The following is a 16,645-nucleotide window of genomic DNA, read 5'->3' as shown; positions in this document are numbered from 1 at the left end:
CATCGGCCCCAGTAAGCGTCCCACAAATACGATCATTTGGCCATGCCTGCCACTGTATAAAGGTTTAAGTGTAATTATCATAAAGGAGCATGCGTTACTCACACATGGCGACAGATAACGATGTGAACCGACGGCAGTTCCTGCGAGCATCCGGTGCGGGGGCCGCAGTGGGTGCAACGATGTTGGCTGGTTGTATGGGCGGGGACGATAGTGACGATGGAAACGGTGGCAACGGCGGCGACGACGACATCACCGTCAGCGACGACGACCAGACCACGTCCGAAGCCGATGATATCGAACGTGGCGGAACGCTCGTGGTCGGTCTCAGTCAGGACCCGCGGACGTTGAATCCACACCTGGGAGACGACTCCGGGACCTCGGCGATCGCAGACCAGATCGCGAACCGACTCGTGCGTACTGACCAGACTGGTGAGATTATCCCGGACCTCGCCAGTGACTGGGAGGTCAACGACGAACTCACTGAATACACGTTCCAGTTGCACGAAGGCGTCCAGTTCCACGGCGACTACGGCGAGGCAGACGCCGAAGCGGTCGTCGACAACTTCCACAAAATCATTCTGGACGAAGAGTACGGCGCGTTCGCCGCCTCCGATTACGAGGGGACGCTGTTTACGGTCGACGACGACGGAAACATCCAGGACCATCCGGAAGACACGATTTACGCCAGCGGTGACTACGAAGTCACCTTCGACATGCTCGAGGCTGACGCCTCGTTCCTCTTCGCCCTGGCCGATTATCGCTCGAGCATCCTGCCCGTCGACGCTATAGAAGAACACGGCGACGACTTCGGCTCGACCAGCGTTGGTACCTGGGCGACGGGTGCCTTCCAGTTCGTCGAGGGCCAGGACAACAGTCACTACGAACTCGAGGCGAACCCCGACTATTTCAAAGAGACCGACGCAGGACAGCTCCCGTATCTCGACGGCGTTCGCTACGAGATTATCGTCGAATCCAGCGTCCGCAACACGCAGGTCCAGACCGGCGAAATCCACCTCGACCACCAGGTGACGGCCTCGGACGTGGAGGGACTGCAGGACGCTGACGATGTCGAAGTCCGGACCCGTGCGGGCACCGACCAGTCGAACCTCTACGTCAACACGCGGAACTTCGAGCCGTTCACCGACGTTCGCGTTCGGCAGGCACTGTCTCATGCAGTCAATCGGGAGGCAATCGCCGAAGTGCAGTGGGACGGCCTCGCTGAACCCGCGTACAACATCTTCCCCGAATGGCACTGGGCCTACGACGACGACGCCGTCACTCGCTACGAACACGACGTCGAACGCGCTCAGGAACTACTCGATGAAGCCGGCCACAGTGATCTCGAGTTCACCGCGCGCGTAACCAACGAATCGCAGTTTACCGACCACGCGACGATTCTCCAGCAGAACCTCGCACAGGCTGGAATCGACATGAACATCGAAACCATGGAGAAGTGGACGGCCTGGGGGCCGTTCCTGCCTGACTCGTGGGACAACGACCCGGTCGGGCCACCGGAAGACGACCACGCGCTCGTCGAATCCATCGGCTACGGGTTCGACGCCGATATGTACGCGTACCTCACCTACTACACGGGCGAGTTCTTCAACTCCTCGTTCTACAGCGACGAACAGGTCGACGAGTGGCTCGACGAAACCCGGCGTGTGGCCGATCAGGAGCGACGCGAGGAACTCTACTCGAACGTGCAAGAACAGGTTACCGCGGAGATTCCACAGATTTACACTATCTGGCAAAACCGCACGCACGCCATTCGAGAGGAGGTCAACGACTACATCCTTCGACCGAACGGGATGCCCGCGTTCGAGGAGATCTGGCTCACGCAGGAATAACGTCTCCACCACACACTCGAGGGTCAGCGACGATTGACCCGGTGGCGAATCTGCTTCGCAAGAGTGAAGACCCATTACGGGCACATTTTAACATATCAAACAAACGTGACAGAATACACATATGGGATTAGGTAATTACGTACTCAAACGACTCCTCCTGTTGATTCCGGTGCTTTTGGGAGTGTCCGTCATCGTTTTTCTGTTGATGAAAATCACGCCGGGTGATCCGGTGACGACACTCTTGCCACCGGAAGCACGCTCGCCGGAGAACATCCGTCGACTGGAACAACGCCTCGGCGTCGGCGATCCAATTTACATCCAGTACCTGAACTGGCTCGAGAACGCGATTCAGGGAGATCTGGGACAATCGTACAGCACCCGTGAACCAGTGGTACGGATGATCGCCATTTCGATCTGGCCGACGGTCCAGTTGGCAATCGTCGCATTGGCCGTCGCGACACTCATCGCGATTCCGATGGGTGTCCTCGGTGCCGTGTACAAAGACACCTGGGTCGACCACATCGGGCGCGTGTTCGCGTTCCTCGGGATCAGCATGCCGTCGTTCTGGCTTGGCATCATGGTGATACTTATATTTTCGCTGTTCTGGCGTGGCTGGTTCGGCTTCCAGTTAATTCCCTCTGGCGGGTACGCGGGCCCCTCTGACGGGTTCGTCACCTGGATGCGACACGTCCTCCCGCCGGGAATCACGCTCGGCGTCGGATACGCTGCGCTTACCGCCAGGCTCACTCGCTCGTCGATGGTCGAAGTCCTCAACGAGGAGTTCGTCGAAACCGCTCGAGCGAAGGGGGTCAAAGAAAAGTCAGTCATCATGATCCACACGTTCCGTAACTCGCTTATTCCCGTCGTCACCGTGATGGGGCTACAAATCGGATTTCTGATGAATGGCGCCATCGTCGTTGAGCAGGTGTTCCAGTGGCCCGGAATCGGACTGTTGCTCTACGACGCCGTTATTTCAACTGACATTCCATTACTGCAAGGAGTCGTATTATTCGTCGCTGTCGTGTTCGTCATTTCGAACCTCGTCGTCGACGTACTGTATGCGTATCTAGACCCACGAATCAAATATGAGTAAAGAGATACTAAACGAGACCAAGGGGGTGTTCACTCGTGTCGAGTGAAACGAAGGTTTACGAACAGCCCTCCATCGGGGAACGGCTCTACCAGCGGTGGGACTGGGCAACGTCCGTATACGGGCGGCTCGACCTATCAGCTAAGGTGTCGTTCTGGATCGTCCTGGCGCTAGTCGTTATCGCGATTCTCGCACCCGAGATTGCGCCGTACGAACCGGCACAGGAACACTACGATCGGTCACTGGTCGGTCCATCACTCCAGCATCCGTTAGGAACCGACCTCACGGGCCGAGACATCCTCTCGCGGATGATTTACGGGGCCCGAATCTCACTGTTCGTTGGCATCTCTGCCGTCACCATCGCGATGGCGATCGGTATCCCCATCGGTTCGATCGCTGGCTACGTCGGCGGCTGGACTGACGAAGTCCTCATGCGTGCGATGGACATCCTGATTTCGTTCCCGGCACTCGTCATCGCACTCGCACTGGTTGGCACCCTCGGGGCGAGTTTACAGAACGTTATTCTCGTTATCGGAGTGGTGTACTCACCACAGTATGCCCGACTCATACGCGGAGAGGTACTCTCTGTCAAAGAAGAGGAGTACGTGGAGGCAGCCAGAAACACCGGGCTCAGTAACACCAAAATCGTCACCAAGCACGTTATTCCGAACTCGATGGCACCGGTGCTCGTGCAGGCCACGTTCCACGTCGCGACTGCGATTCTGTTCGAGGCTTCGCTCTCGTTCCTGGGCCTCGGTATTCAGCCACCCACAGCAACCTGGGGGGTTATGATTGCCGACGGACGGAACTACCTGCCCAGTGAGTGGTGGATTTCGACGTTCCCCGGTATCGCCATCATGATCGTCGTGCTCGCGTTCAACCTGCTTGGCGACGGGCTACGAGACGAGTTCGACCCACGTGACGAGACGCAAGGAGGGCCAAATACATGAGCAGCGAGAACAACGATCAGCCAATGACGAACCGGACCAGGACGGACGCAGTCTCCAGAGCCGATACGGGCAAACACGGCCGATACAGCACGCCACCCGAGGAAGGAGAGACGTCGTTGTTTGCCGACCCGGACGAGCCACTGCTCGCGGTTCGAGACATGCGAACGTACTTCGATACCGACGAGGGGACGGTCAAAGCGTCCGACGGCGTCTCTTTCGATATTCAACCCGGAGAGATCGTCGGCCTCGTCGGTGAATCCGGCTGTGGCAAAAGCGTCACCAGTCGGTCGCTAATGCGGTTGATCCAGTCACCAGGGTACAATCCCAGTGGCGAACTCAACTTCGACGGTCTCGATCTGATGGATCTTTCGAAAGAAGAGATCCGACAGGTTCGGGGCAACCGCATCTCGATGATCTTTCAGGAACCGATGTCCGCCCTGAACCCGGTGTTCGACATCGGCTGGCAGGTGGGTGAACCGCTTCGTGTCCACGAGGGGCTGAAGAAGAAAGCCGCCCGTGAGGAGGCAGTCGAACTGATGCGCAAAGTTGGGATTCCGAGTCCCGAAGAGCGCGTCGACGACTACCCACACCAGTTCTCCGGCGGAATGCGCCAGCGTGCGATGATCTCGATGGCGCTCGCGTGTAAGCCAGAGCTGTTGATCGCCGACGAACCGACGACGTCGCTCGACGTGACGATCGAGGCACAGATTCTGGAACTGATCCAGGAACTCAACGAAGCACAGGATATGGCCGTCCTGATCGTAACGCACGACCTCGGTGTCGTCGCCGAAACCTGTGATAAAGTCGCCGTCATGTACGCCGGGCGCATCGTCGAGTACGCCGACGTCGAGACGATCTTTGCCGACCCGCGCCATCCATATACCAAAGGGTTGCTCAACTGCATCCCGGATCCCCGAAGCGACGACCAGGACCTCTCACCCATCGAAGGACAGGTCCCGGATCTCGCCGATCCACCAGAAGGGTGTAACTTCGCCGATCGGTGCCCGTATGCGACGCCGGAGTGTGAGACGACAGACCCACGCCTCCGCGAAGTAGACGACGACCACCTCAGTGCCTGTATCTGGGAGGACCCACAATGAGCCGCGATGCACTCTTCGAACTCGAGAACGTCAGCAAGCACTTCATCGATAACGATACGCTGTTGAACAAACTGCACCCCAACCGGAGCCACACGAGCGTCAGGGCAGTCGACGGGGTGAGTTTAACCGTCCACGATGGTGAAATCCTCGGTCTGGTCGGTGAATCAGGCTGTGGGAAGAGCACGCTCTCCCGTGTCGCCTTGCGCTTGCTCGAGCCCACCGGCGGAGACGTCTACTACAAAGACGAAAATATCACCGAACTGGGCAGCCGACAGCTAACGGAGTTCCGGAGTGAGGCGCAGATGATCTTCCAGGATCCGTTCGCCTCGCTGAACCCACGGTACACCGTCGCAAAGACGCTTACAGAGCCGATGAAGGTACACGGCATCGGAGATTCGAAGGCAGAGCGCCGTGCAAAGGCGGCAGACCTCATCGAACGCGTCGGTTTGAGTGCGCAGTTCCTGGATCGGAGCCCACACGAGTTCTCCGGCGGCCAGCGCCAACGGATTTCGATCGGTCGCGCACTGGCCGTCGAACCCCAGCTGGTCATTGCAGACGAACCGGTGTCAGCGCTCGACGTGAGCGTGCAGGCACAGATCCTGAACCTGCTCGACGGACTCCAGGAGGAGATGGGGCTCTCGATGTTGTTCATCTCTCACGACCTGAGTGTCGTCCGTCGAATTTGTGATCGGGTCGCCGTCATGTACCTTGGAGAAATCGTCGAGGTAGCACCGACGAGAGAGCTCTTCAGAAACCCGAAACACCCATACACGCAGGCGCTTCTCTCGAGTGTGCCGATTCCGGACCCGACGGTCGAACGGGAGGCGATCAAGCTCGTCGGCGACGTGCCGACGCCCATCGATCCGCCCAGTGGCTGTCGGTTCCACCCGCGCTGTCCGAAGGTGATTCCGCCGGACGACTGGTCCGGGACACACGGCGCTTGGCGGGCGCTCTTGCAGTTCAAAACACGACTCAAAGACGAGGAGGTCGAACCGAAAGCCGTCCGCGAACAGCTCGAGGCCAAACAGGACTCAGTGAGCGACGAGGACGTCGCAGACGCCATCTATCGCGAAAATATCCTCGAAAGCGAAGTAGCCGATGCCGACAGCAAGTTACCCGAAGACGTCGACACCGCCGTTACCGACGCGATCGATGCCCTGCTCCAGGGCGATCGAAAGCGAGCCGTCGGTCAACTCGAGGCCTACGAGAGCGTCTGTGAAACGCAGGAACCGGCTGAAGTCGAGCGATCGGCAACCGCACGAGTAGCCTGCCATCTCGAGGACGACCAGGTGACTGTTCCGACTGCGGGAACTCCTGGGACGGCCAAAGACGATGTAGCTGTGGGGACGGCCAGTGAGAGTCATGACTGATCCAGCACACGACGGCGGCGAATCCGAATCGCCAGCAAACGACGGCACTGAGCGGGAACCTGGCGTCGCCGATAGCGTGTATCCCCTATTGTTCCGCGGCCTCGAGGCCGTCGTCGGCCTCGGCGATGGCGAGACGTTCGCCGACGACGAGTCGAAGCAGGCACTCGAGGACGTTTACACCGGCGCCGTTGCTCCAGATCGACGATCGGCGTTCGAAGACGCACTGGCTACCGAGACGAATCCGGACCTCGTTCGGACAGTACTGGAGACCGTCCAAACGGCGCTCGAAGCCCAGGAGTCGACCATCACGCTCGATCACCGAACGGTCCTCTCCTTGCCGACTCGAGAAGCCCGTCTTTACTCTCTGCTGACCAATCCGACGCGAGACACGTCAGACGGTGTCGAAGCCCTTGTAACCGGCCGCGTTCTGGCAGCCATCGAACGTGGCCTCGAGGATGCACTCCATGGCGAGTACGAGTCGGCCGCAGCCCACTTCGAGGCGGCCCGTGAGGCCACGGTTGGGATGCCCACTTCGGACCCGGACGTCGACGACGCCGTGGTTTCCAGGGTGCTCGCCGCATGGGCGCACTTCCATCGCGGGGAGTCAGACCGCGCACTCGAGCGCGTCGCCGGTGCGTTACAGTACGACGAAGATGCCTGGTCGCCGCGAATTATCGGCGTCGCAGCGAACCATCCGGAAAGCCAGGGCTTCCTCGAGGGACGACTCGGCGTTCGACTGTGCGTTCGGCACACGATCGAACAGCCATCGGGTTCCACAGTCGACGAAGCGTTCGGCTGTGTGCGAACTGAAGACGGGACCCTCGGCCTCGATGAACGGAGGGTCTCTTCACTGGAGTCGGACGAGAACGCCGAAGACCGCCAGACTCCACCGCTCCACGGCCGCGACGACGTCGACTGGATTGCCCTCGAGAATCCGTGCACTGCTCCCGAAGTGACGAGTGACGCCATCGTTCGGCTTCGCCTGCAGGGTAGCGCTACCGACTTCCCGACCGTCCACGGCTACTACGTCGGCTTCGGCATCGTCGACTTCGAACAACGAGCGGTGACGGACATCATCGAAATGTTGCTCAGTGGCCCGGTGACGACCACGGTCGACGAGCGCCTCGAGATTGCCTGAGCGGACCCTTTTTGATTCCAGCGGCACTGGCCGAGTCTGTCCCGACCGACGGGGATGCACGTAGTCACAAATTTGTCAGAGCTAAATATATGTTTGTAATAGTACCTGAAAGGGGTTCGAGTGGTATGAACACAGCGGCTGAACAGGGCTGAAGCAGTCAGCCTTGTAGTGGAGTCGAAGATGCGCCGGTCTCGTAGCTATGCCTCCAGTGAGAGGGAGTCTGGCAGCCGAGGTCGCTCGAGGAGACTGGACAGAGGTACAGAGTGAAATGATACAACTGTGTGAATGGTGGCTATTCGATGGTTCAAATGGTGACTATTCAAGTGCAGATAGACCTATTTCGCCAAAAACCGCCGTGTACCACGTTTCCCCTGAGAACGACACAAGAGGAACTGACTGAGTAGTACTCGAATTTGGATGCGAGATCGACACGGTGGTAGCTGATCGTAACGTCTATCGCCTCATCTGTGAGGTTACCTATTCAAACAATCAGGTATGATGAGATATCTACCAATATGCTGACTACTATAGTATTGTCGCATCCTCGATTGAGTAGCCGATGGCCGACACCACTCTAAAATAACTACTCACATGATATGCTTTCTATACCAAATTACTATTTAACTCATATTTACTGTGTCTATTTAGTGATGGTCATGGTTGAACGGCCCACCGAATCACTAGTACCTCCCAAACGACGACCGATGCGTGAAATCGGTGACTGATATCAGATTTCACTCATCCGTTCAGATTTGGCAGGCTACTATATCCCCGTCAAACGGGAATCACCGCAAGCATAACCAGGGTTGCCAGCGTACGTTTACCTGCAAAACACGACTGTTATCCCCAATCCGATAGTATCGCCCCAGACCGACAGCGAAACCCCAGACCCATGGATATTGCCGACATCGTTTCGAAAGACTACGTCGAATTCACTCCTGAAACGCCCGTCTCGAAACTGGTCGGGACGTTCACCGACGCCGACGTCAAAGGCGTCGTCATCTACGGTGACGAGTACGAAGGCGTCATCACCAGACGGCAACTCGCCACCTCACACCGCCAGCCTGACGAAAAGCTCAGCTCCCTCGTCTGGCACGTCCCCCGGCTCACACCGAACCAGGACATCAGAAACGTCGCCCAGCTCATGATCGATAGCGACTCGCAACTACTCCCCGTCTTCGAAGGGGAGCAGTTTCTCGGCGTCGTCACCGTCGATGGTATCCTCGAGAAAGTCGAACCCTTCCTCGACGCGGCAACCGTCGCGGAAGCCCACTCGGCAGACCTCGTATCCGTTGCCCCCTCGACCACGCTCGGGAAAGCCCTCAAAACGCTCCGGGAACACCGCATCACCCACCTCCCGGTCGTGGAAAACGACACGGCCGCGGGCATCCTGAGTCTCTACGACGTCACAGACCTGGTCGTCCGTTCCGAGGTACAGAGCCAGGGCGGCGACGCCGGCGGCACCGACCCCTTCGGCGGGGAGATATCCTCGAGTACCGCTCGAGCACGTCGTGGTGGCTACGGCGCACGGGAGGGTGAATCCGCACGAATGCTCGAGCTTCCGGTCCGGGACGTGATGGTATCGCCCGTCCGGACCATCGAGCCGGCCGCCACGCTCGATGACGCCGTCGACGAGATGTTCGCTATCGACGCCTCCTCGCTGATCGTGACCGACGACGGCTCGCCACACGGGATTCTCACGAAGACAGACGTCCTCGGGTCGCTCACCTGGGAGGCCGGTGGCAACCGTGGGGTCCAGGTGTACGGCACGGACCTGATCGACGACATCACCTACGACGATATCGTCGCGATGGTCGACAAGTTCGACGACCGAGACCACGGGATGTCCGTCCTCGACGCGAAGGTCCATCTCCAGGAACACAAGGAGACCCGACGCGGCCGACCCCTGCTGCTCGCACGCGTCCGGTTGCATACGGACAACGGTCAGTACATCGCCTCGGGCGAAGGCTACGGCGCTCGCCAGGCGATTAACGAGGCTCGAGATATACTCGAGCGCCAGATCCGCGACGAGAAGACCTACGGCCGCACCAAGAAGCCACCGGGTGAGGCGTTCTGGGAGAAACGCTTTGGCTGGTTGCTCGAGGAGTGAGACGGTCGGTTGAGGCTGTTTTATTTTTTGACAAACGAAGGGTGTCCAATGCGAACTGACTCGACGGGACACATCATTTCCCAAGGGTTTTCACGGACTCCACAAGGGGTTTCACGGGCCACATCGCGAGGGGGCGTTTACACAGATTGCTTTTGCTTGATGTCACTGCACTCAAACTGATACCGCGTAGAGATGATCATCATTGCTTCCAAAATAGAGCGTCCCATCTACGAGCGTCGGTGAATCGTGCACTGTTCCACCTGTTTCGAACATCCATCTCTGGTCACCTGATTCGATGTCCAGTGCGTATATGCCGGCTGCGGTGGATCCTCCAGCCCCGATATAGAGTGTGTCGTCTGTGATTACTGGTGACGAATTTAAAATCGTGCCACCAGTTTCGAACCGCCAGTTCTCGTCACCTGTTTCGGCGTCAATCGCGTAGACGTTCCCATCAGCACTTCCAATATAGACACTCCCATCAACCACAGTGGGAGAAGACTGGACACGGTCACCCGTCTCGAACGACCATTCTCGTCTCCCATCATGTCGGTTTAGTGCATACAGATGCGAATCGTAACTCCCGATGTAGAGGGTGTCAGCCCACTGTTCGATCTCGCTATTTACGGAGTTACCGGTAGCATAACTCCATTCCTGTTGTCCGGTTTCAGTACGAACAGCATACACCCTCCCGTCGTTGGAACCAAAGTACAGCAGTTCCTCGCCGAGGACTACCCTCGAAAGGATGTCATCCTGTGGCGGTTCAAACCGCCATTCCGGTTCACCAATATTCTGGGTAAGTGCAAAGAGTGTCTTGCTACAACCGCTGCCAATAAAAACCGTATCGTCATCGACTGTCGGCGTTGCACCGACGTATCCTCCAGTGTCAAATGCCCACTCTTTCTCACCGTCTTCACTGGTGATTGCGTAGATGTGACCATCCCAACTACCAACGTAAACGTGTTCCTGTACGACTGTTGGAGACCCAGCGACGCTTTCGTTTGTCTTGAATTGCCACGCTTCGTTGCCGGAGTCCATGTCAACTGCATACACTGACCCGTCTCGACTTCCAGTATAGACGAGTTCCCCATCCACCGCAGGAACTGACGTAACAATATCGCCCGTTTCAAACTTCCACTGCAGACGATTCTCGCCACTGGTGAACCCGACCCCTTGACACCCGCTTACGATTGTGAATCCGCCAGCACCGAGACCAGCGAGGAATGTACGGCGGTTCATACCGCCAACTTTGCGACAGATCGACATATAGTTCCCGAACACTCAAATGCGGGTTTTACCTATCGACGTTTGAGAGAGTACGCAGAATCGAAAATACGGAGAACTGTAGGACTGTACGTCGACACGGCCCGGTCACTGCCTCGAAAGGGGCCTCTCGTGATTACTCGAGGTCGAAGCGGTCGAGTTGCATGACCTTGCTCCAGGCGTCTACGAAGTCGTGGACGAATTGCTCCTCACCGTCGCTGGCACCGTAGACTTCCGCGATGGCTCGAAGTCGGGAGTTCGAACCGAAGACGAGATCGACGCGAGAGCCGGTGTACTCGACTTCGTCGGTTTCGCGGTTGCGCAGTTCGAAGACCTCCTCGTCACCGTCAGCCGCTTCCCACTCGTATTGCATGTCGAGGACGGTCTCGAAGAAGTCGTTGTTCAGCGTTTCGGGTTCGTCGGTGAAGACACCGAGGTCGGAGCCTTGGTAGTTTGCATCCAGTGCGCGCATACCGCCGACGAGAACCGTCGTTTCCGGCGCCGACAGCGAGAGGAGATCGGCTTTATCGACCAGCAACTCCTCAGCCGTGCGGTCCATGACGTCACCTTCGGTGTAGTAGTTACGGAAGCCGTCGGCGTCCGGCTCGAGCCACTCGAAGGACTCGACGTCGGTCTGTTCCGGCGTCGCGTCGGTGCGGCCCGGTTCGAACGGCACCTCCACGTCGTAGCCGGCATCTTTGGCAGCCTGCTCGATGGCTGCAGCGCCACCCAACACGATCAGGTCAGCCATCGAGACGCGAACGTCGTCGGAGCGCGAGCCGTTGAAGTCTTCCTGGATCGTCTCGAGGGTTTCGAGGACGAGTGCCAGCTCTTCGGGTTCGTTGACCTCCCAGCTCTTCTGTGGTTCGAGACGCAGACGGGCACCGTTTGCGCCACCGCGTTTGTCGCTGTCACGGTAGGTGGATGCCGACGCCCAGGCGGTTTTGACCAATTGGGAGACCGACAGGTCCGACTCGAGAATCGCCGTCTTGAGTTCGGAGATTTCACCCTCGCCGATCAGTTCGTGGTCGACCTCCGGGATGGGATCTTGCCACAGGAACTCCTCTTCTGGGACCTCGGGGCCGAGGAACCGGTCCGACGGACCAAGGTCACGGTGGATCAGCTTGTACCAGGCTTTCGCGAACGCTTCCTCGAGTTCCTCCGGGTTCTCGTAGAAGCGCTTCGAAATCTCACGATAGTCGGGGTCCGCTTTGAGCGCGATGTCCGTCGTGAGCATCATCGGCGTCTGGCTGCCCTCTGGATCGTGGGCGGCCGGCGCGGACTCCTGTGCCTCCTCGTCGACCGGCGTCCACTGGTAGGCACCGGCGGGGCTCTCGTCGAGTTCCCACTCGTACTCGAACAGGTTCGAGAGGAAGTCGTGGTTCCACTCGATTGGTGACTGGGTCCACGGGCCCTCGAGACCGCTGGTGATCGTATCGTCACCCTTGCCCGTGCCGTACTCGTTCTCCCAGCCCAGGCCCTGCATATCGATCGGTGCCTCTTCCGGATCCGGACCGAGATTGTCGTCGGGCGCAGCGCCGTGAACTTTTCCGAACTCGTGGCCGCCAGCGATGAGTGCGACCGTCTCCTCGTCGTTCATCGCCATCCGCTTGAACGACTGGCGGATGTACTTTGCCGACTCTTCCGGATCGGGGTCGCCACCAGGTCCTTCAGGGTTTACGTAAATGAGTCCCATGTGGTCGGCGGCGAGGTCGCCCTCGAGGTTTCCTTCCTCGTCGTGGCGCTCGTCGCCCATCATCTCCTCTTCTGGCCCCCAGTCGACGCCCTTGTCGGGTTCGAAGTCATCTTCGCGTCCGCCGGCGAAGCCGTAGGTTTCGAAGCCCATCGATTCCAGCGCGACGTTCCCCGAGAGAACCAGCAGGTCGGCCCACGAGAGTTTGCGTCCGTACTTCTGTTTGACCGGCCAGAGTACGCGGCGGGCCTTGTCGAGATTGACGTTGTCCGGCCAGGCGTTAAGCGGGGCAAAGCGCTGTCGGCCACCGGATGCGCCGCCACGCCCGTCGCTGGTTCGATAGGTCCCCGCGCTGTGCCAGGCCATTCGGATGATCAGCGGGCCGTAGTGGCCATAGTCGGCCGGCCACCAGTCCTGTGACGTCCGCAGTGCCTCCTCGATGTCTGCTTTCACCTCGTCGTAGTCGAGTGATTCGAACGCTTCGGCGTAATCGAACTCCTCGCCCATCGGATCGACGGGACGATCGTTCTGGTCGAGAGGTTCGAGGTTCAGCTTGTTTGGCCACCAGTCTTGGTTGGATCCAGCCATACCCGAGCGTTATCCTCTTCGCCTATTAAAATTGTCTACTTTGGAAACGACTTCTTTTCTATTTAGAAATATATCTTTTTCAAACAAGAACCTCATCGTCGCTCCACGAGTGCGTCTGCCCTGCTTCGTACCCGAATTGGTTCGAGGCGGTCGGCCAGTGATTTTGCCTCCTCGAGTTTGGTCGACGTTTCGGCGTGGATCGTATACAGTGGCTCCTCGAGATTGATCTCCGCTCCCACCGCTTGATGAATGACGAGGCCGGCGCGAGCGTCCAGCGGTGCACCGGCACGACGAGCCAGATCACAGAGCTGTCGGTTGTCGACTCGCGTCGCGATACCTGCCCTCGATGCACGGACAGTGGCCGACTCCGTCCCGGGTTCGAGATCACTCGATTCGACCGAGGGATCGCCGTTCTGTGCCGTAATGATCCGACGGAACCGCTCGAGTGCGCGGCCTGACTCGAGGATGTCGGCTGCGGAGGCGTCGACGCCACAATGTTCGAGCAGCATATCGGCGAGTCGGACCGATTTAACTCGTAGGGACTCCGGAGCGCTCTCGGCGCCTTCGAGAACCGCGAGCACGTCTCGAGCCTCGAGGACGGGGCCGACACCGCGGCCGACCGGGTCCGTTCCGTGGGTGATCGCGCAGGCGATGTCCATCTCGAGGTGGGTACCAACGCGTTTAAAATCGTCAGCCAGTTCTCGTGCCGCCACGAGACTCTCGACTTTCGCTCCCTCGCCATAGGGGATATCGATGACGACGTGACTCGAGCCAGCACCACGTTTTTTCGAGAGAACCGACGCGATGAGTTGTCCGGCCGGGTCGATCGAAAGCGGATACTCGGCTCGAATAATCTCGTCGTCGACGGGAGAGAGGTCGACGCCGCCACCCCAGACGAGACAACCGTTCGTCTCGTCGACGATCGCTTCGATGTCGGCCATCGCGAACTCGACGTCACAGAAGACGTCCATGACGTCAGCGGTGCCGGCTGGCGACGTGACCGCTCGCGACGACGTTTTCGGCATCGTCAGCCCGGCTTCGGCAACGATGGCCACGAGAATCGGTGTGACACAGTTACCCGCCACACCACCGATCGAGTGTTTGTCCGCAACGACGGGACTGTCCCATCGCAGTTGCTGTCCAACCTCGCTCATCGCCTCCGTCAGGTGCTTGGTTTCCTCGAGTGAGAGTCCGTTCGTGTAGACAGCCGAGACGTAGGCGCTGAGTTCGATATCTGACAATCGATTTTCGTGGATATCGGTGACGATTGCCTCGAGTTCGTGTGCCTCGAGTTCGATATCGTCCAGTTTCTTTCGCACGTATCGGACCGACTGTGGCGTGCCGGCGAGCGTGACCTTGACTCCGCCACGAACGTGGTGGAGTGGCTCGGTAACGCCGACGATTCCCGGATTGACCAGTTCGTCCGTCCGTTTCACGATTCCCGTCATTGTCCCCTCGTCGTGGTCGATTCGGACCCGATCGAGTGGGTGAGCCCCCAGTTCGTCCGCATCGTCCGAGTGGAGCAATACGAGTGGCCGACTCGTCCCGATATCGATCGTCGCGGCTTCGAGTTGCATTCGAACGGAACGAACACGCCCTGTCGTCAAAACGGTGTTGGGGGAGTTCGATACGGCTCCTGTTGTTCCTCACCGGTGATTGCTATCTCGAGTCCGCAATATGTCTCCTCGAAGAACGCAATACTGGCAAACAGGAACGCGTGACTATATGACGGCGAGGGAAGTCTCCCGAGACGCTCGGCAACGATTTCAAGGACCGGTTCAACGATTCGCATCAGGCGTTTGCTGGGGGATATCCAACCGGGATCAGGTATACCGCCTCGAGTGGGTCCGGGAGCGACAGCGCATCTGTTAGGTCGACATCGGAAAATGCCCCCACGGGGCAGCTATTCAGTCCACGTGACGCACAGAGGAGATGGACGTTCTCGGCGGCGTGACCCGCTTCCATGTGCACGTACCGCTCGCCGTGTTCCGGATACTGTCGTCGTGTTCGGTCGTAGTCAGCAGCCAGAGCGATTGAAACCGGTGCGTCGTTGACCACCGCCTGCCCCAGTGCTGCCGCGGTGAGTTCGTCGTGAACTGCGGTTTCGAGGACCCCCTCGAGTCCGTGTTCTCTTGGCTCGTACCGGTACACGCCCGGCTTCAGCTCTTCGCTACCGCCCGGGGAGACCACGAGGAACGCAACCAGCGGATACGTCGCCCCGGCGCTCGGCGCAGCCCGCATTTCGATGCCATCTCTCGTGTGAGTCGTTCCCTGTGCGGCCCAGAGGATCTGCGAAACGTCCTCGAGTCCGACCGGTTTCGAGGAAAACGACCGACGACTTTCTCTGGTCGCGATTGCTCGCTCGACGCTCGTCGATCCATCTGTTTCAGGTTCCGGGAGTGCTATCGTCGCCATACCGGGTATACGAGCGGGGCCAAAAAATACACCCAGTACGACGAGGCCAGAAGAGGACGCTTACAGCACTCTTTCACGCCACGCCTGTCCTGTCACAGTTTGCATCCACACGCACCAATCCGCCCCCACAAAACTCGCTTCAGTACCCTCCCAACCGTCGACCCGGGAGTGTAATCGAACACATCCGCATGATTTCTCACAAGTGCAGGATTGGGAAGTAACTCAGTACCCCGTCCAATCTTGACGGTAGCCAACGCTTACCCCCAAAGTATAATTGCTGTCGTCGGTGTACTGCCGCTACCAGCTATCATGGACGGTACACAATGAGTGAACGTCACGATCACCGAATCCTCGTCCCCATTGATGTCCTTGGCGCTGCGTCAATCCCGACGACGGTAATCGACGCGCTCGCCTCGATACCGGTCGTCCTGCTCGGGTATCACGAGATTCCCGACCAAACGTCACCCCAGCAGGCACAGTCGGCCCACGAAGAACGGGCACGGGCAGAACTGGAGGAGCGCCGTGAGGCGTTCGAAAGCGCCGGTTGTGCCGTTAGTACGCGCCTCGTGTTCACTCACGACCGGTTCAAAACGTTCGAACGCGTCGCCCTCGAGACCGCCTGCGATTCGGTCCTGCTACCGAATCCCGCGCCGGTTCTCGAGACGATGCTCGTCGCCATCCGTGGTGACGTCAACGTCGAGCACGTTGCCCAACTGGTCGCAACGGTTCTCACCGACACCGACATCGACGTCACGCTCTATCACGTCGCATCGAGTGAATCAGGACGCAAGCGAGGGGAAACCGCGCTCGAGGTTGGAGCCTCGGTTCTCGAGGCGCACGGGATCGAACGGGATCGAATCCACACAACCGTCGTCGATGGCAAGCCAACCGACGCTATCCTCGAGGCGGCAACAGACCACGACCTGCTCGTCGTCGGCGAAAGCAGACCCTCTATACGGCGAATGATTTTCCGGGACCGAGCCGAACGGATCGCCAGGCGGTCGGTCGATCCAGTCATCATCGTTCGTGGCGAGTATCTGGAAACGGACGAGCCAGCTACCGACGAATAGGCCCTGGCCAGCAC

At 58.9% G+C, this 16,645-nt stretch carries 12 protein-coding genes; 8 read left to right on the top strand and 4 right to left on the bottom strand.

Translation table 11 applies throughout. From position 1 onward, the window contains the following. Positions 1–104 precede the first annotated feature (104 nt). From NLK60_RS18835 to NLK60_RS18805, 7 genes are all read left to right on the top strand, one after another. On the top strand, positions 105–1,847 hold the full coding sequence (locus NLK60_RS18835) for an ABC transporter substrate-binding protein (protein WP_254810820.1): 1,743 nt from the start codon (positions 105–107) through the stop codon (positions 1,845–1,847). Positions 1,848–1,968: 121 nt separating this feature from the next. Further along, positions 1,969–2,940 (top strand): ABC transporter permease, encoded by a 972-nt coding sequence (locus tag NLK60_RS18830; RefSeq protein ID WP_254810819.1) that lies wholly within the window; start codon positions 1,969–1,971, stop codon positions 2,938–2,940. 35 nt (positions 2,941–2,975) lie between these two features. Beyond that, entirely contained in the window at positions 2,976–3,887 is a 912-nt protein-coding gene (locus tag NLK60_RS18825; protein WP_254810818.1) for an ABC transporter permease, read from the top strand. After that, positions 3,884–4,987 carry an ABC transporter ATP-binding protein gene (locus tag NLK60_RS18820; protein WP_254810817.1) on the top strand — a complete coding sequence of 368 codons (1,104 nt, stop codon included), beginning with the start codon at positions 3,884–3,886 and terminating at the stop codon, positions 4,985–4,987. The genes NLK60_RS18825 and NLK60_RS18820 overlap by 4 nt, the downstream gene beginning before the upstream one ends. Next, on the top strand, positions 4,984–6,357 hold the full coding sequence (locus NLK60_RS18815) for an ABC transporter ATP-binding protein (RefSeq protein ID WP_254810816.1): 1,374 nt from the start codon (positions 4,984–4,986) through the stop codon (positions 6,355–6,357). The genes NLK60_RS18820 and NLK60_RS18815 overlap by 4 nt, the downstream gene beginning before the upstream one ends. Continuing rightward, the gene (locus tag NLK60_RS18810; protein ID WP_254810815.1) at positions 6,350–7,495 is read left to right on the top strand and encodes a hypothetical protein; all 1,146 of its coding nucleotides are present in this window, start codon (positions 6,350–6,352) and stop codon (positions 7,493–7,495) included. Before NLK60_RS18815 ends, NLK60_RS18810 begins: the two co-directional genes overlap by 8 nt. A gap of 892 nt (positions 7,496–8,387) precedes the next feature. Continuing rightward, positions 8,388–9,605 carry a CBS domain-containing protein gene (locus NLK60_RS18805; RefSeq protein WP_254810814.1) on the top strand — a complete coding sequence of 406 codons (1,218 nt, stop codon included), beginning with the start codon at positions 8,388–8,390 and terminating at the stop codon, positions 9,603–9,605. Between the two features lie 171 nt (positions 9,606–9,776). On the opposite strand, the gene NLK60_RS18800 is transcribed toward NLK60_RS18805, so the two are convergent. The 4 genes from NLK60_RS18800 to NLK60_RS18785 form a co-directional block, all read right to left on the bottom strand. After that, positions 9,777–10,841 carry an outer membrane protein assembly factor BamB family protein gene (locus NLK60_RS18800; protein WP_254810813.1) on the bottom strand — a complete coding sequence of 355 codons (1,065 nt, stop codon included), beginning with the start codon at positions 10,839–10,841 and terminating at the stop codon, positions 9,777–9,779. 160 nt (positions 10,842–11,001) lie between these two features. Further along, complete coding sequence (katG, locus tag NLK60_RS18795; RefSeq protein WP_254810812.1) at positions 11,002–13,146, bottom strand: catalase/peroxidase HPI; 2,145 nt, start codon at positions 13,144–13,146, stop codon at positions 11,002–11,004. Between the two features lie 92 nt (positions 13,147–13,238). Beyond that, positions 13,239–14,723, bottom strand: a complete 1,485-nt coding sequence (locus tag NLK60_RS18790; protein WP_254810811.1) for an AMP phosphorylase — start codon at positions 14,721–14,723, stop codon at positions 13,239–13,241. Positions 14,724–14,937: 214 nt separating this feature from the next. Then, the gene (locus NLK60_RS18785; protein ID WP_254810810.1) at positions 14,938–15,561 is read right to left on the bottom strand and encodes a SagB/ThcOx family dehydrogenase; all 624 of its coding nucleotides are present in this window, start codon (positions 15,559–15,561) and stop codon (positions 14,938–14,940) included. A gap of 323 nt (positions 15,562–15,884) precedes the next feature. Between NLK60_RS18785 and NLK60_RS18780 the strand changes: the two genes are divergently transcribed. After that, the gene (locus NLK60_RS18780; RefSeq protein WP_254810809.1) at positions 15,885–16,631 is read left to right on the top strand and encodes a universal stress protein; all 747 of its coding nucleotides are present in this window, start codon (positions 15,885–15,887) and stop codon (positions 16,629–16,631) included. Positions 16,632–16,645: the final 14 nt, after the last annotated feature.

Origin of the sequence: Natronosalvus amylolyticus, assembly GCF_024298845.1 — an archaeon.
Lineage (GTDB): Archaea > Halobacteriota > Halobacteria > Halobacteriales > Natrialbaceae > Natronosalvus > Natronosalvus amylolyticus.
The sequence above is the reverse complement of the archived record's forward strand: the minus strand, read 5'-3'. Positions and strand labels throughout refer to the sequence as shown.

What these genes read in the sequence shown, in the direction of transcription:
- NLK60_RS18810 (WP_254810815.1), top strand. Translation starts at nt 6,350, where the DNA reads ATGACTGATCCAGCACACGACGGCGGCGAATCCGAATCGCCAGCAAAC.
- NLK60_RS18785 (WP_254810810.1), bottom strand. Translation starts at nt 15,561, where the DNA reads ATGGCGACGATAGCACTCCCGGAACCTGAAACAGATGGATCGACGAGC.
- NLK60_RS18815 (WP_254810816.1), top strand. Translation starts at nt 4,984, where the DNA reads ATGAGCCGCGATGCACTCTTCGAACTCGAGAACGTCAGCAAGCACTTC.
- NLK60_RS18830 (WP_254810819.1), top strand. Translation starts at nt 1,969, where the DNA reads ATGGGATTAGGTAATTACGTACTCAAACGACTCCTCCTGTTGATTCCG.
- NLK60_RS18820 (WP_254810817.1), top strand. Translation starts at nt 3,884, where the DNA reads ATGAGCAGCGAGAACAACGATCAGCCAATGACGAACCGGACCAGGACG.
- NLK60_RS18805 (WP_254810814.1), top strand. Translation starts at nt 8,388, where the DNA reads ATGGATATTGCCGACATCGTTTCGAAAGACTACGTCGAATTCACTCCT.
- NLK60_RS18790 (WP_254810811.1), bottom strand. Translation starts at nt 14,723, where the DNA reads ATGCAACTCGAAGCCGCGACGATCGATATCGGGACGAGTCGGCCACTC.
- NLK60_RS18835 (WP_254810820.1), top strand. Translation starts at nt 105, where the DNA reads ATGGCGACAGATAACGATGTGAACCGACGGCAGTTCCTGCGAGCATCC.
- NLK60_RS18800 (WP_254810813.1), bottom strand. Translation starts at nt 10,841, where the DNA reads ATGAACCGCCGTACATTCCTCGCTGGTCTCGGTGCTGGCGGATTCACA.
- NLK60_RS18780 (WP_254810809.1), top strand. Translation starts at nt 15,885, where the DNA reads ATGAGTGAACGTCACGATCACCGAATCCTCGTCCCCATTGATGTCCTT.
- katG (WP_254810812.1), bottom strand. Translation starts at nt 13,146, where the DNA reads ATGGCTGGATCCAACCAAGACTGGTGGCCAAACAAGCTGAACCTCGAA.